The organism is Thiemannella venezuelensis, from assembly GCF_014203605.1.
Lineage (GTDB): Bacteria > Actinomycetota > Actinomycetes > Streptosporangiales > Streptosporangiaceae > Planomonospora_A > Planomonospora_A venezuelensis.
The window spans coordinates 70,195-90,084 of sequence record NZ_JACHJJ010000030.1; the positions used below are offsets into that span (position 1 = coordinate 70,195).

Here is a 19,890-nt window from a genome sequence, read left to right on the forward strand (position 1 = left end):
GGTGCGATGGGGCGGCAGCGACCGCGGTGCGGCCGGCAGCGCCGTCCGCGTCGCCGGCGGGGAACCGCTCGGCCCGGTGCCTGCCGGCGCCAGCGTCCCCGCGCCGTCATGTCACCGGTCCCGGTGCACGATGAGGTGAGCCAGGACCCGCAGGTCCGCCGCGGCGTCCGGGGCCGGTTCGGCCCGTTCGAGATGCTCCAGGGCGGCCTCCATGTGGTGGCGGGCCTGCTCCGTCGCCCAGAGCCGGGCGCCGGAGGCGTCGATGAGCTGCGCGGCCTGCGCCAGGGCCTGCTCGTCCAGGGTGTTCCGCCCGTACAGCCGGGCCAGGCGCTCACCGGCCGGTGTCTGCGAGGTCAGCGCGGCCACGACCGGAAGGCTTTTCTTGCGCGCCACCAGATCGCCGTACACGGGTTTGCCCGTGGTCTCGGGATCCCCCCAGATGCCGAGCAGGTCGTCGACCAGCTGGAACGCCAACCCCAGATGCTCGCCGAACTCCCGCAGCCGGGCCGCGCGCGCTGGATCGGCGCCGCCGGCCAGGGCCCCCAGCTCGCAGGCGCAACCCAGGAGCGCACCGGTCTTGTCGGCCGCCATCGTCACGCATTCGGCGAGGGTGATGTCGGTGCGCCTTTCGAACGCCAGGTCGGCGTTCTGCCCGCCGCACAGCCTCAGCAGCGCCGTCGTCAGCACCTTCGTCTGCGCCCCGGAGTCGGCCAGCACGTCCAGCGCGAGACTGATCAGGGTGTCGCCGGCCAGGACGGCGCTGCCGGTCCCGAACACCGTCCAGGCAGCCGGGCGATGCCGCCGAACCGGATCACCGTCCATCACATCGTCGTGCAGGAGCGAGAAGTCGTGCACCAGCTCCACCGCCACCGCCGCCGGAACCGCCGCGCGCACCGCTCCGGCCGCCGGCCCGGCCCGGCCCGGCCAGCCGGCGCCCTCGGCGATCGCGCGTGCACACGCCAGAACCAGCGCCGGGCGAACCGCTTTACCGGTGCCGGCGCAGGGCCTGCCGTCGGCGTCCCACCACCCCGCGTGGTATCCGGCGACATGCCGTATCTCCTCGGGCAGCCGTTCCACCGCCGCCTGATGGGCCGGCTCGGTCATCGCCCGGGCCGCGGCCAGGATGTCGTCGGCCGTGCGCCCGGCCGCCGCCCCGGCCCTCGTCTGAGCGTTCACCAGGGACCCGATCGCCCTGTCGTGGCTCGTCACCATACCGTCGCTCCTCTTCACCGTCAGGGGATATGGGGTGCCGACCGGAGCCGGCGCGGGTCACGGGCAGGCCGGGACGGCCCGCACCGGGGCGGCCGGCGTCGCGGGGGGAACGGTGTGACGGCGCTCGGCGCCGAGTACCGCCGGGCCCGAGCGGGAACCTGCCGTACGGCATGCCGGACCGCGGGACGCCCGGGCAGCGCTCGCCCAACAGGCCACCTCCCCCGGTAGGTGGTGGAGCAGCCATGGTGTTCCACTGGCGCCCGAGCTCCACTCAGTCACTGACAGTAATTAAATAACCACCTTGCGTCAACGACCGGCAAGGGGACCGTCAACCGCGGCCGGACCGGCGGCCCGGGGGCGTCGGGGAGCCGCCGAGGGCCGGGAACGGCAGGGCCGGGGACGGCCGCGCGCCGGGGTGCCCGCCGCCTTCCCCTCGTGGCTGCGTAACGTAGCTGGTAGACCCGGGTGCGGGGTGAAGAGTCTCGGGGGAGATGAGACCGTGTCGGCGACAGATCGCATGCATGACGCCCGGCGGCTGCAGCTGCTGCACGCCACCGGCCTGCTGGAGGCGGACGAGGTGCCGCTGCTGGACCGGGTGACCCGGATGGCGGTCCGCTGGCTGCAGGTACCGGCGGCGATGGTGTCGCTGATCGACGCCGACCGCCAGGTCGTCGTCAGCTCGGCCGGACCCGCCGGTCCCGGCCGCCACGAGCAGTCACCGTTGTCGCAGACGCTGTGCCGGCACATCGTCACCACCGACGCCCCGCTGACCGTGCCCGACGCCCATGCTGATGCGCGCTGGCGCGAGATCGCGACCGCCTACGACGGATGGCTGGCCGCTTACGCCGGGACGCCGCTGCGGGCCTCCCGCGGCCAGGTGCTGGGCACGCTGTGCGTGGTCGACGCCGAACCCCGGAGGTGGAGCGCCGAGCAGCTCGAGACGATGGAGGACCTGGCCGCGGTGGCGGAGGCCGAGATCGCGATGCGGCTGACCGGTAACGGATCTCAAGGACCGGCGGCGTTCGGCCATGTGCCGGAAGCGTTCGTCGCTCTCGACGCCACCGGGGCGGTGACGGGCTGGAACACCGCGGCGGCGCGCTTGTTCGGCCGGTCGGCCGATGAGGCCGTCGGCCGACCGCTCGGTGAGCTGATCAGCCCCGAGCGGTCGCGGCGCGACTGCGAGCTGCTTCTGCGCCGGGTGCGCGACGAGCGGGCGCGGGAGCCGGGCGTGCAGCGGCTGGAGCTGACCGCCGTTGACGGGTCGGGGCGGGAATTTCCCGCCGAGCTGGCCGCCCAGCGCCATACCGGGCGCGGCGGGCCGGTATGGCATGCGGTGCTGCGCGACATCAGCGACCGCCACGAGGAGCGCCGGCAGCTCGAAGGCGAGCGGATGTTCCTGCAGGCGCTGATGGACAGCCTGGATGTCAGAGTCGCCGCCTGCGACGGCGACGGCCGGGTGGTCGCCGTCAACCAGCCGCTGCGGGAGACGCGCCCGCAGATATCCGGACTGCACGTCTCGGAACTGGCCGACGCCTACGGGCTGCTGAGCCCCGACGGTCACACCCCGCTGCAACCGCACCAGGTGCCGTTGGCCCGGGCGCTGGCCGGTGAACACGTCGACGGCCAGCAGATTCTCATGCGGGCGGAGAGAGGCGGACCTCGCCGGTTCGCCGCCAACGGCCGGCCGATGGACACCCCCGACGGGCGCCGCCTGGGCGCGGTGATCACCCTGGACGACATCACCGACCGGAACCGCGCCGAGGCGCTGCGCGCAGCGCAGCACGCCATGACCGAGGTCCTGGCCGACGCCGCCTCCAGCCAGGAGGCCGCCAACGACGTGGTCGCCGCGGTCACCAATGCGCTCGGGTGGACCTACGGCGAGTACTGGCAGGTCGACGAGGACCGGGCCGTCATGACCCGCATCGGCTGCTGGAGCAGGCCCGGCCGGGACCTGTCGGCCTTCGCCGCCGGCCATCCGGTCATGCTCGCGCGCGGCCAGGAGCTGCCCGGAATGGCGTGGGAGAACGGGGAGCCGTTCTGGCTCGCCGACCTGGACGCCGTATCGCCCGACTTCTCCCGCGTGAAGCCCGCGCTGGAGGCGGGACTGCACGCGGCCGTGGCTCTGCCGGTGCGCAGCGGCGACCAGGTGCTGGGCGTGCTGGTCTTCGCCGCCGACTGTCCCCAGCAACGCGACGACGACCTGGTCGAACTGCTGGACGGCGTCTGCGCCCACATGGGCCGCTACATGGAGCGCCGCCGCGCCGAGGAACTCGCCCTCGCGCTGACGCAGAGCCGCCGCCAGTTCGACCAGATCGTCAACCAGCTCACCGACAAGATCTGGACCGTCGAGGTCCGGCCGGACGGCACGGCCCGCCCGATCTACGTCAACACCGAGCACACCAGCGTGTTCGGCGGACGGCTGCACCTGTCCCCCGACGACGACTTCATCGCCGTCATGCTCCGGTTCATCCACCCCGACGACCACGACGGCTTCCGCGCCTACTGCGCCACCCTCATCTCCGGCGAGCGGGCCCAGATGGAGTACCGCCTCATCGGCCTGGACGGCGTCACCCGCTGGATCTGGACCCGGGGCCTGCCCCGCCGCGAAGGAGAGCGGCTGCTGGTCGACGGCATCTCCACCGACATCACCGAGCGCCGCCAGATCACCGAGGAGCGCGAGCACCTGCTGGACCAGCAGCGCCAGCAGATGGACCGGCTGCGGCAGCTGGATGCGATGAAGGACGACCTGATGGCGATGGCCAGCCACGAGCTGCGCAGCCCCATCGGCGTCATCCGCAGCTACGCCGAGATGCTGGCGGACGCCCCCGGCCTGCCGGAGGACTACCGCACCTTCATCGAGGTCATCGACCGCAAGAGCGAGCATCTGCAGAACCTGGTCGACGACCTTCTGGACCTGGCCCGCCTGGACGCCGGCCGGGTGAGCGTGGACGCGCGCACCGTGTGGCTGACCGGACTGGTCCGCCAGGCCGTCGACGAGCACCGGGCGAGCGCGACGGCCCGGCGGATCACCCTGTCCGTCGAGCTGCCCCACCGCCTGCACGTGCACGCCGACCCGGTACGGCTGCGCCAGGTCCTGGACAACCTGCTGTCCAACGCGGTCAAGTACACGCCCGACGGCGGCACCGTCACCGTCACCGCCGGCCACGGCACCGGCGCGGGAACGGCGCCTCAGAGCGGGCGGGAGCACGACAGGGCGGTCACGGTGACCGTCGCCGACACCGGCATCGGCATCCCGGCCGAGGAGTACGACCAGCTGTTCTCCCGGTTCTTCCGCGCCTCCACCGCCCGCCAGGCGGGAATCAAGGGCACCGGACTGGGCCTGGCCATCACCAGGGCCATCGTGGAGGCGCACGGTGGCACCATCGCCGCCGCACCGCGCCAGGGCGGCGGCACCGCCTTCACCGTGTGCCTGCCGATCGACCCGCCCGACGCTGCCTGACCGGGTTCCAGGCGGCCGCCTCTCCGCCCACTACCTCCGCCGCGGGCGGGGCCAGGACGCGGCGGCCAGCACGGCCGCCAGAGGCAGGACCGTGACCAGGAACGCCGTCCGCAGGTCGAGCGCGGCCCCCAGCGCGGCGAGCGCCGCGGGGGCCGCCAGGATGGCGGTGCCGGAGGCGAGCGCGCCGTACGCCGCCGACCGGGCCGCCGTCAGCCCGGGCACCTGGACCAGCCGGGCGAGCGTCACCGGGTAGAACGGCGCGATCCCCAGCCCGGCCGCGAGGAGTCCGGCGGTGACCGGCGCGGGCGCGTCGGTCAGAGCGACGGCCAGGGTCCCGGCCGCCGCGAGCCCGCACCCCAGCGGGACGACCGGGAACCCGCGCGCGAGCAGGCGCGGCGCCGCAAGCCGGCCGGCCGCCATCCCGGCCAGGAACGCGGCGGCCGCCGCGGCGGCCGCGCCCGCGGTCAGGCCGGTGCCCTGAAGCCGGGTCGTGGCCCAGATCGTGAAGCAGAACTCCATGGACACCGCCACCACGATGGCCGCCCACGCCCCGGCCGCCCGCCGTCCCGCGGGCGCGCCGGCGTCATCGCCGCCCCGCCGCGCGGCCGCGGAGGAGCCACCCGCCCCACCGGCGGCGCCCGCCTCCGGCCGGGGACCCGGCAGGCCGGCGGGCGCCGCCGGCGGGCGGGAGTCGGCCGCGAGGAACAGCAGCGGCGGGACGGCCAGCAGGAGGGCGAGCCTGCCGTTCGCGCCGACGGCGTCGAGGGCGCCGATGGCGGGTGGGCCGAGCAGGGCGCTGACGCTGGACGCCGCGTTGGCGCGGGCGAGACGGGCCGCCGCGTCCGGGCCGTGCAGCAGGGCGGGGGTGACCAGGACGATCCCGGCCGCGCCGAGACCCAGCAGGAGCGCGCCCGTCGCGGCCACCGCCGCGACGGGCGCGACGGCGAGCAGCACCGCCCCGGCGGCGGTGGCCAAGGCCGCGGCGAACAGCGCCGGCCGGGGACCCGGCCGCAGCACCAGCGGTCCTGCGGCCCCGACGGCCAGCAGGCCCGCCCCGAAGGACGAGGACAACCAGGCCAGCTCGCCGGTGGGTGTGCCGAGGTCGCGGGAGAGCAGCACCAGGCACGCGCCGAGACTGTTGACGGTGAACCCGAGCGACGCCTGCGCGAACCCGACCTGCCGGATGACCCGCCGCTCCCGCGGGTCCCCGCCCTGCCCGGCACCGGCTCCCGCCGGCGGCCTCCCGTTCCCTTCAGGCCCCGCGGGCACGCCGTACTCGCCCGCCCGCGTGGTCCAGGCGCGTTCGACAGATGCGTCGGAGTCGGCGAGAGTGCCGTCCATGTCCGGCGGCACCGCCTCGATCTTCCCCAGGTCCGGCCGTGGCACAGCGTCCCCCTCTAATAAACTCGTTGGTCGAGGATAAATAGGCGGTAGCACCCATGACAAGCTCTGCAGGTCGATCGCCCTCCGCCCGCGCGCGGGACGCCCGCTGGCGCGGCGCACTGGCCGTACTGGAAGAGATGCGCCGGGAGCCGGGCATCACCCGGGCGGTCATGGCCCAGCGGCTCGGCCTGACCACCGGCTCGGCCACCGAGATCACCGCGCGGCTGCGCGAACTGGCGCTGATCGCCGAGACCCCGGCCGCCGCCTCCGGACGGGGACGGCCGACGACCGTGCTGCACCCGCACCCGGACGGCCCGGTCGTCGTCGCGGCCGACATCCGGCAGGAGGACTGGCGGATCGCGGTCACGGCACTCGACGGCAGGCCGCGCATCGCCGAAGCGGGAACGCACGCCAGCCGCGAGCCCGGCCGGGTGGTCGACGTGATCGCGGCGGCGGTACGACGCGTCCGCGAGCACCACGGCGACCGCGTCCGGGCCGTGTCGGTGGCCGTCGCCGCGACGGTCCGCCACGGCGGGGTCGTGCAGTCCGCCGCACTGGGCTGGGACGCGGTGGATCTCACCGCACTGGTGCCCGATTCGCGTCTGCCGCTGCTCGTCGGCAACGACGCGACGCTGGCCGGTGCCGCCGAGGCCCGCTACGGCGCCGCCACGGGCGCCGCCACGGCGCTGCACGTCACGATCGAGGTCGGGGTGGGCGGCACCCTGGTCGTGGACGGCCGTCCCGTCGTGGGCGCGACCGGCGCCGGCGGAGAGTTCGGCCACCTGCCGTTCGGCGACCCCGCGCTGCGCTGCCCATGCGGCGCGACGGGATGCTGGGACCTCATGGTCGACGGGCGGGCCATCGCCCGCCATCTCGGGGAGCCGCCGCCCCGCGATCCGCGCAGCTACGCGCAGGCGGCCGTGGACAGGGCGGCGGGAAACGGGCTCGTCCGGTCCGCGGTGGGCCGCGCCGCGAGCGGGTTCGGCCGCGGCCTCGCCGGCCTGGTCAACGCCTTCGATCCCGACATCGTCACGCTCGGCGGCTTCGCCGAGCCGCTGCGCGCCGCGGCCGCCGCGGAGTTCGACACGGCCCTGGCCGACGGCCTGATGCGGTTCCGCCGCTCCGATCCGCCGCCCGTGGTGGCCGCCGTCCTCGGCGGGGACGGCGCGCTGCACGGGGCTGCGGTCACCGCGCTCGACGGTGTCCTCACGGAGGAGGGCCTCAGCGCCTGGGCGGCCGAACGCACCGGTTGAGCGCGCCCCCTGATGCGGTTCCGCCGCTCCGATCCGCCGCCCGTGGTGGCCGCCGTCGTCCTTCCCCGGCGCCACCCGCAACTCCCTGGTCGTGCTGCCGCTCGCGCTGGCCCTGCCCGACCGCTTCGCCGTCGCCGCCGCGGCCGTGGTCACCCAGACCCTCGTCGAGGTCGTCGGCATGCTCGTCTACATGGGGTGCCGTTAACGTCTCTGTCACCAGGCGCCAAATAGTTGATCTTAGGGCGGGCGAGTACGCGTCAATGACGCGGTGGTGACCGTCGGCGGCGAGGCGTATTGTCCCTCGTAGGCTGTCCCGTCGGCCTGCTTCCGAGCCACCCGCGCCCACGCGGCAGGTGGCGACGAGGACAAGGTCCACCGGATCGCGGGGCAACTGCTCTGCCGCATGGTCGTGCTGGTGATCGGCGGGGTGGCGTGGGCGCCCTCGCCGGAGGGACATCGACATGACCAAGAACAGCGCTCGCAAGCGCGCCGTACGCTGCTGCCGTCCGGCGTTTGCCGCCCGGCGCACGGACCGTGGCGGCCGAGGACCTCGGGGACTGGGCCACCGATGACGACCTGATCCGTAACGGCCTGTGGGAGCGCGAAGGCACCTACGGCCACGCCGATGCCGTACTGGACGGGGCGGAGAACTGGGACTACACGATGGTCGAGCTCGTCTGGCTGGACCACATCACCGAGCAGTTGGCCGCCGCGGGCATCGGCTGGGATCCCGCGACCGCGCGAGAGGTGGACGGCGGTCCGGTCACGCTGCCCGCCGGGATGTCGGTGGCGGACGCTGCGGCTCGGTGGGCGCAGATCCGCGCAGGGTTCGACGGCTGGATCTCCGCGGTGGTGGCGCAGGCCCGAGACGGTGTCAGCCTGGCCCCGCCCGGCGGCGTCCGCCCCGATCACGCTCCCGGCGCCTGCTGGATCACCGTCTCCGCGTCCCGGTGACGTGCGGGAACCGCGATTCCCGTGGGTTGGGCATCCGCCCGGGTCGGCATTCTCACCTGAACCCGCAGGTCGGAGCCTAAATGGCGGCTGGTGACACGTTCGTTAACGGCACCCCGTGGGGCTGCCGCGGCGGCCGGCGGCGGTGTTCGTCGGCCGCCAGGAGGAGCTGACCGCGTTGCAGCAGGCGCTGACGGTCGGGCCCGGAGTGATCGCCCAGGCCGTCATCGGACTGGGCGGGATCGGCAAAAGCGAGCTGGCCCTGCACTACGCCCTGGCCCATCGCAACCGCTATGACCTGGTGTGGTGGATCGATGCTGAGGGCGCTGGGGCCATCGAGGCGGGCCTAGCAGGGCTGTGCCGGGCACTGTGCGCAGGTATGGCCGCTAAAGCCGCCGCCCAAGCCTCGGCCGAGGAGGCCACCGCCTGGGCGCTGGCCTGGCTGGCCACCCACCAGCGGTGGCTGGTCATCTTTGACAACGTCGAAGAGGTCGATCACCTGCAGCCGTATCTGGGCCGCCTGCACACCGGACAGGTACTCATCACCTCCCGCCGCGACCGCGGCTGGCAGGAGATCGGCACCGTGCTGCGTCTAGGCGTACTGGCACCGGCCGCCGCGGTTGGGCTGCTGCAGAGCCTGATCGCCCCGGGCATCTGGGATCCGGACGCGGCCGCCGAACTCGCGACCGAGCTGGGGGAGCTGCCGTTGGCGCTCAAGCACGCCGGCGCCTACATCGCCATATGGCCGGGCGGGAGGCCCTTTGCTCAGGGCGCCAGCATCGACATCACCTCGGGCGGCAGGGCCGGATTGGAGGCTGCGGCCTCCACCACCTGCCAGTCGTCATCGGTGAGCAGCTCGACGATGACCTGGGGCGGCAGGGCCGGGTGACCGGCGGCAAGAGGTCTGGCCTGCCAGTCTGACAAGCAGACCAGGAGCGCCGGAGCCGTCGCGTTGCGGTGCCGGGCGATCTCCCGCAGTGCCTTGCGCACCGGCGGCTCGTGCCGGGCCAGGTCCTCCAGTAACGCCGGTGAGGCCTCCGGGTTCTTCGCCACTTTGGCCACGACCCGTACCCCGTGCCGCTCCACCATGGCGCGCAGCCGCGCGTCGGACAGGCCCGGGTGCGGAGCAATGGACTTGACCACCTTAGCGTCGAGGTCGGCGGCCAGCGCATCGCGGATCTCGGGCGGCAGATCACGTCGTTCGGCCAGCAGCATCCGCACGACCGGATGCGGTGAGGCGGCCAGCTCCCCGATCTCGGCGCGCGAGGCGGTGGCAATCCTCGGCAGCAGCGTGGAGCCGATTTTGATGTCGTCGGCCAGGCGGGTGAGCACCTCCAGCGGTACCTGCGGGTTGGAGGCGAGGCTGCGCCGCACGTCGGGGGCGGGGTCGGCGGCCAGCGCGCGGATCAGGTCGTCGCCGATCGCGGGATTGGCGGCAAGGGCGGCGCGGACACCGGGTTCCGGGCTGGCGGCGAGGCGTTCGTAGACCACCGCAGGCAGATCGGGGCGGACGGCCAGCGGCCAGCGCAGCAGCATCGAAGGATGGCCGGCAAAGCCGACGACGGCCGCGGTAGGCGTGGCCGGGTTCCACAGGGCGTTCACGTGCGTTTGGTGAACGGTGGACTCGTGGAAGCCGTCGCATGCGGCGCCTGGCGGCAGGTCACAGTCGAGCCTGGGGCATTCCGGATCATGGGTGAACGGCGTCTCCTCCCGGTCGCAGACCAGGCACCGCCGCGCCGGCGGCAGCCCCTCGCCGGCGACCAGCGCGGCCAGCACCGCCGGCGGTGCCGCCTCGTTGCTCGCCACCGCACAGCGGACCTCGGCATGGGGATGCGCCGCGAGCCGGGCTGGCATGTCCGCAGTCGCCTGCAACGCGATCTCCGCGATGACTCCTATCTCTGTATCGACGGCGAGGATCTCCTGCACCTCGGCCGGGAGGCCGGGACAGGCGGCCAACCGTTCCCGGCGTTCGGTGATCGGATCCGCCGCCAGCAGGCGCGCCCAGGCCGGGCGCCCAGCACCTTCGGCGAGCAGGGCCAGGGCGGCGAGCGGCTGTGCTACAGGGTCGACGTCATCAGCCGTCAGCAGCCCCCGCTCCGCGAGCCGCCCAGCGCTCTGTTCGACGCGGGAGACCAGCGCGACCGCCTGCGCGCGGGTGAGGTCTTCCCGCTCGGCCAGGCTCACGGCGACGTCCTCGTCAGCGACCATGATCAGCCGGTCGACCAGATCGGGCAGCAGGGCCGGATTGGCAGCGAGGCCGCACAGGACAGAGTTCACAGGAGCATCCTGCCTGGGCCGTAACCACATGGCTCGTGATTATTTCCGTGATGGCGAGGTCTTACCTCACAGCCGTCGCCTTGCTGTGCACGAGACTTCGGTTACCCGTGCAGGTGACTTCGGGAATCGACAGCCAGGGCCCGGCAGGCTGTTCCACTTCCTTGGAAGTGGAACAGGCATGCAGCGGTACGGACGCATCGGCGACGCCGGTGGCGCACGTACCGTTTCGCGAACAGACGGCCCTACCGCACCGCCGCCCCACGCCCTGACCGAGGGTGTGCCCGGCGCCTGAGGGCAGGAAGCACCGCGCCGCTGGGGCGTCCTGCGTCCGCACCGGGCCGATCGCGTGGGCAGGTACCTTCCTACTCGCCGTGCCGGCGGCGCACCATCTCGGTGATCCAGATGGGCGCGAACGGGGACGTGCAGTTCGGCGGAGTCGGGTAGTCCTTGAGCACCTCCAGGCGCTCACCGATGCCGATCGCACGGGCGCGGTGGCCAGCGTGCTCGATGCCGATCTGGGCCAGGCAGTGGTTCATCGCCCACTGCAGGCGGGCCGGGGCGTCCTTCATCTCCGCCTCGATGACGTCGAGCAGTCCCGCGAGGTCGAGATCCTCGGGCTTCTTGGTCACGCGTTCGGTGGTCAGCGCCCAGCCGGCACTGGCGACCGCCGGATCCGGATCGGCGAACCAGGCCAGGCGCAGCCCTTCGGCGTGCGGGCTCTTCTTCACCACGTAGTTCACGAGCCAGTCGTGCACCTTGGGGGTGCGGGCCTGGCGCACCATGACGTCCAGGTCGTCGCGCCCGAACGCCTTGGGGCGGCAGATCAGGATCGCCAGCAGTCTCGCCGCGCTGTCACCTGTCTCCCAGAGCCGGCACGCGAGGTCCTGCTGCGTCTTCAACCGCTTGGCGAGCGCGCGCAGTCTGCCGAGGTTCACCCCGTGGTCGTCACCGTGCCTGGTGTTCACCTCGTGGGTCTTCGGGTCCTCGAGCGCGGCCAACTCGGTCATCACCTCGGCCGCCGTCGTCTCGATCACCTGAGCCTCCCGTACGGCAGCGGCCCGCCCTGCGTGCCGCGAGGGCGCAGGGGCTGTGCCCGTCGCCGGGTGGTGACGGGCCCGGTCACGACCGGCCGGCTTGCGGGGCGAAGTGCTGGACGCCGAAGGCGACGGCCGCGGCGATGTCCTCGTCGCCGATGCCCCACGCGTCCTGGACGACCCCGCCCCAGGCCTGGTAGCTGCGTGTCGCGAACTCCTTGGCCTCCGCGGTGTCCTCCCAGGTGGCCGGGTCGATGATCGCACCGCGCAGGTGAAGGTCCAGTCCGAGGACGGTCAGGTCCCAGCCGCCGCCGATGCCGATCGTGCCGCCCGGCCCGTACGTCCTGACGAGCTCATCGACGATCTCGGCGGGCGAGGAGTGCTCCAGTTCGAAGGCGGTGCGCCCGCCGCCGGCGGCCGTCAGCCGGACCTCGACCTCGGTCGCCATGCCCTCGCCCAGCACCCACGTCACCTTGAGCAGGCGCGGCTGCTCGCACCGCAGGATCTCGCCGCCGGCGTTGTCCTTGAGCTGGAAGGTGCCGCCGAGCCGGAAATCCCCCTCGACCGGACCCAGCCAGCGGCTGAGCCGTACCGGGTCGGTGCAGGCGTCCCAGACCTCTTCGACCGGGGCGTCGTAGGCCCGGCGCAGCAGCAGCGACCGCCCCGCGCCACCGGTGACCGGCAGGTTCCCGATCTCCCGGTGAGTGGCGTTGATCTGGTCGATGATGTCGATCACGTGTGCTCCTCGCTATCGGATTCGGATGCCGTGGCAGGGTTTCTGGGGTCGGCGGGCGTCGTGCGGGACCGGCGTTTGCCTCGCGCCAGTTCGGTGGCCAGCGCGTCGAGCCGCTGGTTCCAGAACGGGCGGAAACGCTCCAGCCACAGGTGCGCCTCCTGCAAAGGGCCCGTCTCCACGGCATAGATGCGACGGGTGCCCTGCGCCCGGCAGGAGGCGAAACCCGACTCCCGCAGGACCCGCAGATGCTGGGACACCGCAGGTGGCGAGATGTCGAACTCCGCCCGGATGGTCTCGCTGATCATCCCGGCGGTCTGCTCTCCGTCGGCGAGCAACTCCAGGATCCGGCGCCGGACCGGATCGCCGAGGATGTCGAAGGCGTGCACCTCTTCACTATTTCAGTATTCACTTAATTAAGTCAAGACTAAAATATGGGCCGATCCCGATGCCGTTCCCGACCCGATGGTTTCCGGGACGGGCTTGTGAACACGTTGACCACTCGGGTGGGGGTCGCCAGCCATGCCATGATGCTTACTGCCTGCACACTGGTCATATGAACGCCAGTGATCACCAGCATGCTGAGCCCGGCTTTGTAGGCAACGTGCCGCGTTTCGTCAGTGACGCCGAGTTCGACGCGGCGTTCACCGGCGCGCCTGTCGATGTCCAGGCCGCCGTCTTCGCCACGTTGGCCACCTCGTTGGTGGATCAGTTCGCGTTGCGGGAGTTTCCGATCGTCGCGGAGCTGATGAATGATCTGGCTCGCGAGGTCCGCGCCCCCTCGCGCAGGGAGGTCGATATCAGGGAAGGTCTCATTCAGCCACTGGCAGAGCGGTTCTACGCTGGCGGCCAGGACGACCCCTTCGAAGCCGACCCCGCGTGGCGTCGCATGCAAGGCGGTGTGGCGTTGTCTGTCCTCTTCGGTGCCGCCCAGGGGCCAGGAGGCTGGCGCGATCGCAGGGATGCTCTGCACCATGCGCAGCTCGCCTTCGGTGATGACTGGCCAGTCATCCGGACACAGCTGGCCGACCAGATCCACTCCGGCCAGCCCCCCGAGTGATCGACACCCCGGACAGGAGCGGCGCTAACGGCCCGAGAGACGAGAACAACCACTTGGAGACGTCCTGGAAACGTTCGTTTTCGGGATGTCCTGCCATGATCGTTTAGGGGAGGGTGTTCCTGCAGGAGAGATCATCCCGCATCGTCCCGAAACCCGTCTCGAAAGCTTGGGGATCGAGACGGGGTTAGAGGACCGTTTCCGGGACGAGTGCCAGATAACTGAGCCGATCCTCCTGAGGGTGACTCAGCGATCCAGCACCTTTCCGTTCAGGGCAGCACAGTTATGCCGTGCTCAGCCGATGAGACAGCTCGGCTCGTACTGAGGCGGGCGGCTCTCATCGGCGTTCAATGATCTGCAGCAGGTCGATGGGAGTGTCCTCCTCTTGCGCGTCGTACTGCGTCGGGCCGGGCCGCTCCATGCCGGCCAGATGAACGAGGTGTTCGATCTGCTCGCTGTGCTCGTCCATGACCGTCAAGAACGCCTCGACCATGACGGGGTCGAAGATGCTGCCGGCATGACGGCGCAGCTCGGCCACGGCTCTGCCCAACGGTCGCGCTGGCCGGTAGCAGCGGCTGCTCGTCATCGCGTCGAAGACGTCGACCACGGCGATGAGACGGGCGATCTGAGGAATGTCGTGACCCGCCAGGCCGGTGAAGTAGCCGCGGCCATCGAAGTGCTCATGGTGGTACCTGATGCCGTCAAGAGCGTGACTGAGAACAACGTTGACCGTGTTCGTTTCGCCGGTCTCCTGAGGCAGGTGCGGCACGTGGCCGACGACGGTTACGCCATAGGTGACATGGGCTTGGATGAGCCGGAATTCTCCTTCGGTCAACGGCCCGGTCTTGCTCAGCACGGTGGCGGGGACGGCGAGTTTGCCGATGTCGTGCAGGAGCCCGCCCAGGCGGGCGGCCGCCAGATGATCGCCGGTCAGGCCGATCTGCTGGCCGAGCAAAGCGCTGAGCTGGCCGATGCGCTGGCTGTGCTGGAGGGTGTAGGGGTCTTTGTCCTCCAGCGCGGCCAGCAGTATCTCGGCCAGATCCTCAAGGCCGGTCTGGGCGACAGGCGGCATGGCGTGTGGGGCCGGTGCGCCTGGCGGCCTGTCGGTGGCGCCCTTCAGTTGCCGGCGGTAGGCGGCGTTGACGATGAGGCGCCCGGCCCGGAGGTCGGCCGCCTTCTGGTGCAGATCCAGCGCGATAGCCTGCCGGGGCCCGGTGGAGAGCAGGCCGGAGACCAAGGCGGTGGTGTCCTCGGCGCCTGTGGGCAGGGCCTGCAGCAACAAGGCCTGGGCGGTCTTGGCATCACCGTGATCCAGCGTGGCCAGCCCGCGGTCGTAGGCGGCGAGTTCGGCATCGACGGCCTCAGCCAGGCGGCCGATGCGCGCCCCTTCGTGTGGGTCGGTATCGGTGCGCTGAGCGGCGGCGGTGAAGCGCTCCAGGGCCGCCTCGTCAGCGCGCTCGTCCTCGTCGGTGCCGCAGGTGGCCAGGTGCCTGATCAGTTCATCAACGCTCATCGGCGACTCCCTCCTTTCCTGCCTGCTGGCGCTCGATGTGCTCCTCGCGCTCTTTGAGCTGTTTGAGTGTGGTCCTGGCCGCGTTGAGCTGGGATTTGACCGTTCCCACACTGACCCCCAGGATCTGGGCGGTCTGCACTTCCGACAGATCGGCGATCAGACGCAGCGCGGCCACCTCACGTTGGCGGTCAGGAAGATGACGAAACCATCTGGTGAGCCGGTCGCTCAGCTCCACGCCGGCGAGGGGATCGGCGGGATCGGCCATCCCCGTCAGGTAGGCCTCGTGGTCGTCACGGTAGCCGCCCCGGCGGGTGCGAGCGGCGTGCCGGTGCCACAGCCGGATCGCGACCTTGTACAGATAGGCCTTGGGATCGTCGTAGTAGGCAATGATCGGCCAGCGCCTGCGCACGATCAAGAAGGCGTCCTGGACGATGTCGTCGCAGTCGCTGTCAGCGCAGCCCTGAGCGCGCAGATAGCGGCGTAGCGGCCGACGCTGTCGCAGGAAGAACGCCACCAGGTCCTCATCGACCGCCGGTGCCTGCACAGCCGCGAGCCCGGACGGGCCGGCCGGTTGCGGCAGCGGCGCGCTCATGAGGCCGTATCCGAGCTGAGGGCTTCGGTATGGGTCTGCGGGCACGCCGACATGCGCGCGGGGCGCGCATCGCAGGCATGCGCCAGACGTAGCACCTGCATGATCGTTTCCTGTTGGGCGTGCTCGGCGGCTTTGCGCTCGCGCCTTCGTTTGACCTCGCGCAGGATCTCCCCGCCCGCCACCGTGAACGCGACCAAGGCAGCCACCGTCTCCGGGTCGATCATGACGACCAGCACACCGGCCACCTCCCTTCTCGGCCTGTTGATGCCTGACGTTCCCTTAAAGGCGTGCCGAGCGGCAGAGGTTGGGCCGGGGAGGAAAATCAGCTGACGCGGTCGGACCCGTGGATGCCCCAGGCCTTTCCTGTTGTTTCATAGGTGATCACTCATGAAGCAGCGCGCCCGGTGTCGATTCTCGTAGTCGTGTTCACCAGCTTCCTGGCGTTATGCGGCTGATTGCAGCAGCCTTCGGAACTTCCTGATTCCCGTACTTCCGTGCACTACCGTCGATGGTGAGCGCGAGGAGGGTCTTGCGGGTGATCCGCAGGTTCTCGATCGCCTCGCCGAGTTCGCTCAGGCGTGCGTTCAGCGCGTCGATCTCCGCCTGGATCTGCTCGCTCTGGCACGTCAACGCCTGCTCGCGGGCGTCGATCTTGTCCAGGAGCCACGTTCCGGGATCGGGCGGGGGCACCTGGAGGCTGCTCACGTCGACCGCCATGACGGCGCGGGAGCGCGGGTCAGGCGACGGGACATCACGTCGCTCATCGCCCAGTACACCCGCGCTTCGGACGTGGCCGGCAGGTGCTCGTAGTCGCGCACCAGGCGCCGGTGCAGCATCAAGGTGCCGTAGGTCTGCTCGACGATCCAGCGTTTGTGCTGGGGGACGAATCCCGCATCGGCCCGGTTGCGCTCGACGATCTCCACGTCGATCCCCAAGGTGGCGCCATGGGCGACGACCGTGTTCTTGAAGCCCTGGTCGGCCAGGGCCTTGGTCACGGTGCCGCCGGTCTGTGCGGTGACGCGCTCCAGCAGTGCCGTTCCCGCGGTGTTGTCGTGTGCGGAGGCGGCGAGCACCACCGCCGCGATGACCAGTCCGAACGTATCTGTGGCCAGGCCGCGTTTGCGTCCCGGGACCTTCTTGGCCACGTCCTTTCCGGTCGTGGCGGCGGGGACGCCGGCCGCGGCGTGCACGCTCTGGGTGTCCAGCACGACCAGGCTCGGATCGGCCTTTCGTCCTTTGCTCTCCCGCAGATACCAGCGCAGCAGGTCGTGGATCACCTGGGCGGTGCCGTCGTCGCGCCACTTGGCGAAGTAGTAGTACGTCGCGCTCTTGGGTGGCAGGTCGTGGGGCAGGTACTCCCACTGGACGCCGGTCCGGCCCTGATACAAGATCGCGTTGATGATTTCGCGCATCGCGTAGGTGCCCTCGTGACCGCTGACCGATGGGTGCGCGGCCTTCCATGCTGTGAGCACCGGCTCGATCAGCGCCCACTGTTCGTCGGACACGTCGCTGGGGTACGGCTTGCGTTCGCCCACCCGGTCATCCCAGCACATCCGAGTCTGCCAGCCAGGGGTAACGCTAAATATCCGCCTAATCACATTGCGACATCACGGGCATCAACTCGCGAACCGCCCTCTGAGGACTGATGCGAGTCCGCCTGCACCGCTTGCGCAGGCGCATAGTCTCCGCCTCGCCTCGGCGTATCCTCCTTTGACCTGCGAAGATGAAGTCATCCAGCTAGCACGAGCGGGGAGGGTCAGGTCGGTGAGTCGTTTGACTTCATCGGCCACCGATCGGCAGCGCCGTGCCCTGCCGATCAGTGGCTTTCTCGGTGCTGCCGCCTTCTTTGTCCGGGGGCCGCAGGGTGCGGCGGCTCAGCGGTGGTCACCGGTGCGGGCCAGCAGGTGCTGGACGCGGGCGGTGAGCTCGCGCGGACTGAACGGTTTGATCATGTAGTCGTCGACCCCGGCCGTGAAGCCCTCCTCCACGTCCGCCTCGCCGGATTTGGCGGTGAGCATCAACACCTGGACCTCTTCCAGTCCCGGGGTGGCCCGCAAGGTGCGGCAGATCTCCGGCCCGCTCACGCCGGGCAGCATCCAATCCAGCACCACCACATCCGGGTGCACCCGTTGGGCAGCGGCCAGCGCCTGAGCTCCGTCATTGACGGTGTGCACGTCGTGGCCGGCCGCCTGAAGCCGGAAGATGGTCAACTCTTGGATGTCGAGGTCGTCTTCGACGATCAACACGCTGGACATCGCTTCCCCTGCTCTCCGTTCGTGCAGGTCGTTCCCCGATCATCGTCGGCCTACCCTGTCTGACGTCCTACGCGGCCAGCGACGATACGGCGGCGCGGCCGCCGCGCACGACCACCTGTGCGCCTGCCTGTCAGGGGGAGTTCTCGGCGGCCGGGAGGGTGAGGGTGAAGCGGGCGCCGCCGCCGGGGTTGTCGGCCGCGGTGATGGTGCCGCCGTGGCGTTCGACGATCCGCTGGCAGATGGCCAGGCCCAGCCCGGTGCCGGTGTAGCCGGTGGCGGCCCGGTGGAACCCGGCGAAGATCGCCTGATGTTCGCCTGGGGGGATGCCGATGCCGCGATCGGCGATCTCGACGCACACCCGGCCGTCGCCGATTGGTGCTCCGGTGATGTCGACGTGCGCGGCCTGACCGGGCGGGGTGTACTTGATCGCGTTGCCGATCAGGTTGCTCAGCAGCTGGTGGATCATGGACAGGTCGGCCTCGACGGCCGGCAGCGGGCCGATGTAGACCTGCGGTTCGGGCGCGGAGGCGGTGGCGGTGGCGCGGATCGCGCTGCGGTGCTCCTCAACGATCTGGTCGGCCAGCGCGCTCAGGTCGATGCGGACCGGGGCGAGGGCGGCGTCGCGGGCGCTGGCGTAGGCGAGCAGGTCGTCGATCAGGTGGCCCATCCGACCGGAGGCGCTCAGCGCCCGCTCCAACTGCTCGGCGGGCTCCTTCTGGTCGGGCTGGCCGGCCAGGGCCTCATAGGCCAGCTCGGTGAAGCCGCGCACCGCCGCCAGCGGGCCTTTGAGGTCATGGGCGACGACGCCGGCGAACACCTGCAGTTCGGCCTCGCGCCGCCGGGTCTGCTCATACAGCCGGGCGTTCTCGATGGCCACGCCCGCGGCGGTGGCCAGTGCGACCACCACGGCCTCGTCCTCGTCGGCGAACGCTCCGCCGCCGGCTTTCTCGGTCAGATACAGATTGCCGAACACCTCACCGCGCACCCGGATGGGCACGCCCAGGAAACTGCGCATCGGCGGATGGCCGGCAGGGAAGCCGTAGGAGGCGGGGTGAGCGGCGAGGTCGTCCATCCGCAGCCGCTGGGGCTTTTTGATCAGCAGCCCGAGCAGGCCTTCCCCGTGCGGCCAGTGATCCACCCGGGCGATCTCCTCGGCGCTCATGCCCACCGGGATGAACCGCTCCAGCGTGCCGCCCTCGCCGATCACCCCGAGCGCCCCGTAGCGGGCCTCGACCAGCGTGGTGGCCGCCTCGATGATCCGCCGCAGCACGGTCTCCAGGTCCAGGTCGCTGCCGACCGCGATCACGGCCTCCAGCAGGGCGTGGACCCGGTCACGGGTGGCCAGCACCGCCGCCAGCTGGTTTTGCAGCTCGGCCAGCAGCTCATCTAGCCGCATCGGAGGAATCAACGACTCATCCACACCGCTGCTCCTTGCCCCGCTCAGCGCTGACCTGCCTGCCTGGGGGTTGGTGTTCCCTCCATCCCGCGGGAACACCACCATCGGCTGTCTGCGCTTCCGCTGAGCAGATGACCGGTAGAGCGGTGAGCAGGCGGGTGACCGTCCACCGGCCGACCCGCCGGGGGAACGCCGATCCTGCCCGGTGACAGACCTTGGGTCGGTGTGTCGGTCAGCCGGTCCTGACTGCCGATGACCATGGTGGCCCAGTCCCCGAGGTCCTCGGCCGCCACGGTCCGTGCGCCGGGCGGCAAACGCCGGACGGCAGCAGCGTACGGCTCTCCGGTGACGGCCTAGCGGCCTCGGACGGCGCGCTTGCGAGCGCTGTTCTTGGTCATGTCGATGTCCCTCCGGCGAGGGCGCCCACGCCACCCCGCCGATCACCAGCACGACCATGCGGCAGAGCAATTGCCCCGCGATCCGGTGGACCTTGTCCTCGTCGCCACCTGCCGCGTGGGCGCGGGTGGCTCGGAAGCAGGCCGACGGGACAGCCTACGAGGGACAATACGCCTCGCCGCCGACGGTCACCACCGCGTCATTGACGCGTACTCGCCCGCCCTAAGATCAACTATTTGGCGCCTGGTGACAGAGACGTTAACGGCACCCCTACATGCGCGCCGTCCCCCGCCTGCTGCCCCGGCCCCGCGCGGCGCGCCGAGCCCCCGAGGCGTGACCGGCGCGCAGGGAGGCTCCCGGCCCTGCCCGGTCCGGCCG

General features: G+C 71.3%; 17 protein-coding genes. 5 read left to right on the forward strand and 12 right to left on the reverse strand.

Annotated elements, in window-relative coordinates; translation table 11 throughout:
- Nucleotides 1–111: 111 nt before the first annotated feature.
- On the reverse strand, nucleotides 112–1,212 hold the full coding sequence (locus FHS22_RS32150) for a polyprenyl synthetase family protein (protein WP_221474385.1): 1,101 nt from the start codon (nucleotides 1,210–1,212) through the stop codon (nucleotides 112–114).
- Between the two features lie 499 nt (nucleotides 1,213–1,711).
- On the opposite strand from FHS22_RS32150, the gene FHS22_RS32155 reads away from it, so the two are divergent.
- A complete protein-coding gene (locus FHS22_RS32155; RefSeq protein ID WP_184947950.1) occupies nucleotides 1,712–4,672 on the forward strand; it encodes a sensor histidine kinase in 2,961 nt (986 codons plus the stop codon).
- A gap of 30 nt (nucleotides 4,673–4,702) precedes the next feature.
- Here FHS22_RS32155 and FHS22_RS32160 read toward each other — a convergent pair whose 3' ends face one another.
- Entirely contained in the window at nucleotides 4,703–6,058 is a 1,356-nt protein-coding gene (locus FHS22_RS32160) for an MFS transporter (RefSeq protein ID WP_184947951.1), read from the reverse strand.
- Nucleotides 6,059–6,111: 53 nt separating this feature from the next.
- Between FHS22_RS32160 and FHS22_RS32165 the strand changes: the two genes are divergently transcribed.
- From FHS22_RS32165 to FHS22_RS37520, 3 genes are all read left to right on the forward strand, one after another.
- Nucleotides 6,112–7,308 carry an ROK family transcriptional regulator gene (locus FHS22_RS32165; RefSeq protein WP_184947952.1) on the forward strand — a complete coding sequence of 399 codons (1,197 nt, stop codon included), beginning with the start codon at nucleotides 6,112–6,114 and terminating at the stop codon, nucleotides 7,306–7,308.
- 513 nt (nucleotides 7,309–7,821) lie between these two features.
- Complete coding sequence (locus tag FHS22_RS32175) at nucleotides 7,822–8,262, forward strand: hypothetical protein (protein ID WP_184947953.1); 441 nt, start codon at nucleotides 7,822–7,824, stop codon at nucleotides 8,260–8,262.
- Nucleotides 8,263–8,377: 115 nt separating this feature from the next.
- Nucleotides 8,378–9,148, forward strand: coding sequence for an NB-ARC domain-containing protein (locus FHS22_RS37520; RefSeq protein ID WP_221474386.1), 771 nt, complete (start codon nucleotides 8,378–8,380; stop codon nucleotides 9,146–9,148).
- 1,750 nt (nucleotides 9,149–10,898) lie between these two features.
- Here FHS22_RS37520 and FHS22_RS32185 read toward each other — a convergent pair.
- The 3 genes from FHS22_RS32185 to FHS22_RS32195 all read right to left on the reverse strand — a co-directional run bounded on the left by FHS22_RS32185 (nucleotide 10,899) and on the right by FHS22_RS32195 (nucleotide 12,692).
- On the reverse strand, nucleotides 10,899–11,543 hold the full coding sequence (locus FHS22_RS32185) for a DNA alkylation repair protein (protein ID WP_184947980.1): 645 nt from the start codon (nucleotides 11,541–11,543) through the stop codon (nucleotides 10,899–10,901).
- 112 nt (nucleotides 11,544–11,655) lie between these two features.
- Nucleotides 11,656–12,306 (reverse strand): SRPBCC domain-containing protein, encoded by a 651-nt coding sequence (locus FHS22_RS32190; protein ID WP_184947955.1) that lies wholly within the window; start codon nucleotides 12,304–12,306, stop codon nucleotides 11,656–11,658.
- The gene (locus FHS22_RS32195) at nucleotides 12,303–12,692 is read right to left on the reverse strand and encodes an ArsR/SmtB family transcription factor (RefSeq protein WP_184947956.1); all 390 of its coding nucleotides are present in this window, start codon (nucleotides 12,690–12,692) and stop codon (nucleotides 12,303–12,305) included. The genes FHS22_RS32190 and FHS22_RS32195 overlap by 4 nt, the downstream gene beginning before the upstream one ends.
- Nucleotides 12,693–12,859: 167 nt before the next feature.
- Between FHS22_RS32195 and FHS22_RS32200 the strand changes: the two genes are divergently transcribed.
- The gene (locus FHS22_RS32200; RefSeq protein ID WP_184947957.1) at nucleotides 12,860–13,363 is read left to right on the forward strand and encodes a hypothetical protein; all 504 of its coding nucleotides are present in this window, start codon (nucleotides 12,860–12,862) and stop codon (nucleotides 13,361–13,363) included.
- Between the two features lie 334 nt (nucleotides 13,364–13,697).
- On the opposite strand, the gene FHS22_RS32205 is transcribed toward FHS22_RS32200, so the two are convergent.
- From FHS22_RS32205 to FHS22_RS39720, 7 genes are all read right to left on the reverse strand, one after another.
- Nucleotides 13,698–14,873 carry an HD-GYP domain-containing protein gene (locus FHS22_RS32205; RefSeq protein ID WP_184947958.1) on the reverse strand — a complete coding sequence of 392 codons (1,176 nt, stop codon included), beginning with the start codon at nucleotides 14,871–14,873 and terminating at the stop codon, nucleotides 13,698–13,700.
- Nucleotides 14,863–15,465: an RNA polymerase sigma factor gene (locus FHS22_RS32210; protein WP_184947959.1), complete on the reverse strand. Its 603-nt coding sequence runs from the start codon at nucleotides 15,463–15,465 to the stop codon at nucleotides 14,863–14,865. Before FHS22_RS32210 ends, FHS22_RS32205 begins: the two co-directional genes overlap by 11 nt.
- Complete coding sequence (locus FHS22_RS32215) at nucleotides 15,462–15,701, reverse strand: hypothetical protein (RefSeq protein WP_184947960.1); 240 nt, start codon at nucleotides 15,699–15,701, stop codon at nucleotides 15,462–15,464. Before FHS22_RS32215 ends, FHS22_RS32210 begins: the two co-directional genes overlap by 4 nt.
- Before the next feature lie 190 nt (nucleotides 15,702–15,891).
- Nucleotides 15,892–16,182, reverse strand: coding sequence for a hypothetical protein (locus FHS22_RS32220; protein ID WP_184947961.1), 291 nt, complete (start codon nucleotides 16,180–16,182; stop codon nucleotides 15,892–15,894).
- Nucleotides 16,167–16,970, reverse strand: coding sequence for an IS5 family transposase (locus FHS22_RS32225; RefSeq protein WP_221474387.1), 804 nt, complete (start codon nucleotides 16,968–16,970; stop codon nucleotides 16,167–16,169). The genes FHS22_RS32220 and FHS22_RS32225 overlap by 16 nt, the downstream gene beginning before the upstream one ends.
- 369 nt (nucleotides 16,971–17,339) lie before the next feature.
- Complete coding sequence (locus FHS22_RS32230; protein ID WP_184947962.1) at nucleotides 17,340–17,720, reverse strand: response regulator transcription factor; 381 nt, start codon at nucleotides 17,718–17,720, stop codon at nucleotides 17,340–17,342.
- A gap of 130 nt (nucleotides 17,721–17,850) precedes the next feature.
- Complete coding sequence (locus tag FHS22_RS39720; protein WP_377297673.1) at nucleotides 17,851–19,116, reverse strand: sensor histidine kinase; 1,266 nt, start codon at nucleotides 19,114–19,116, stop codon at nucleotides 17,851–17,853.
- Nucleotides 19,117–19,890: the final 774 nt, after the last annotated feature.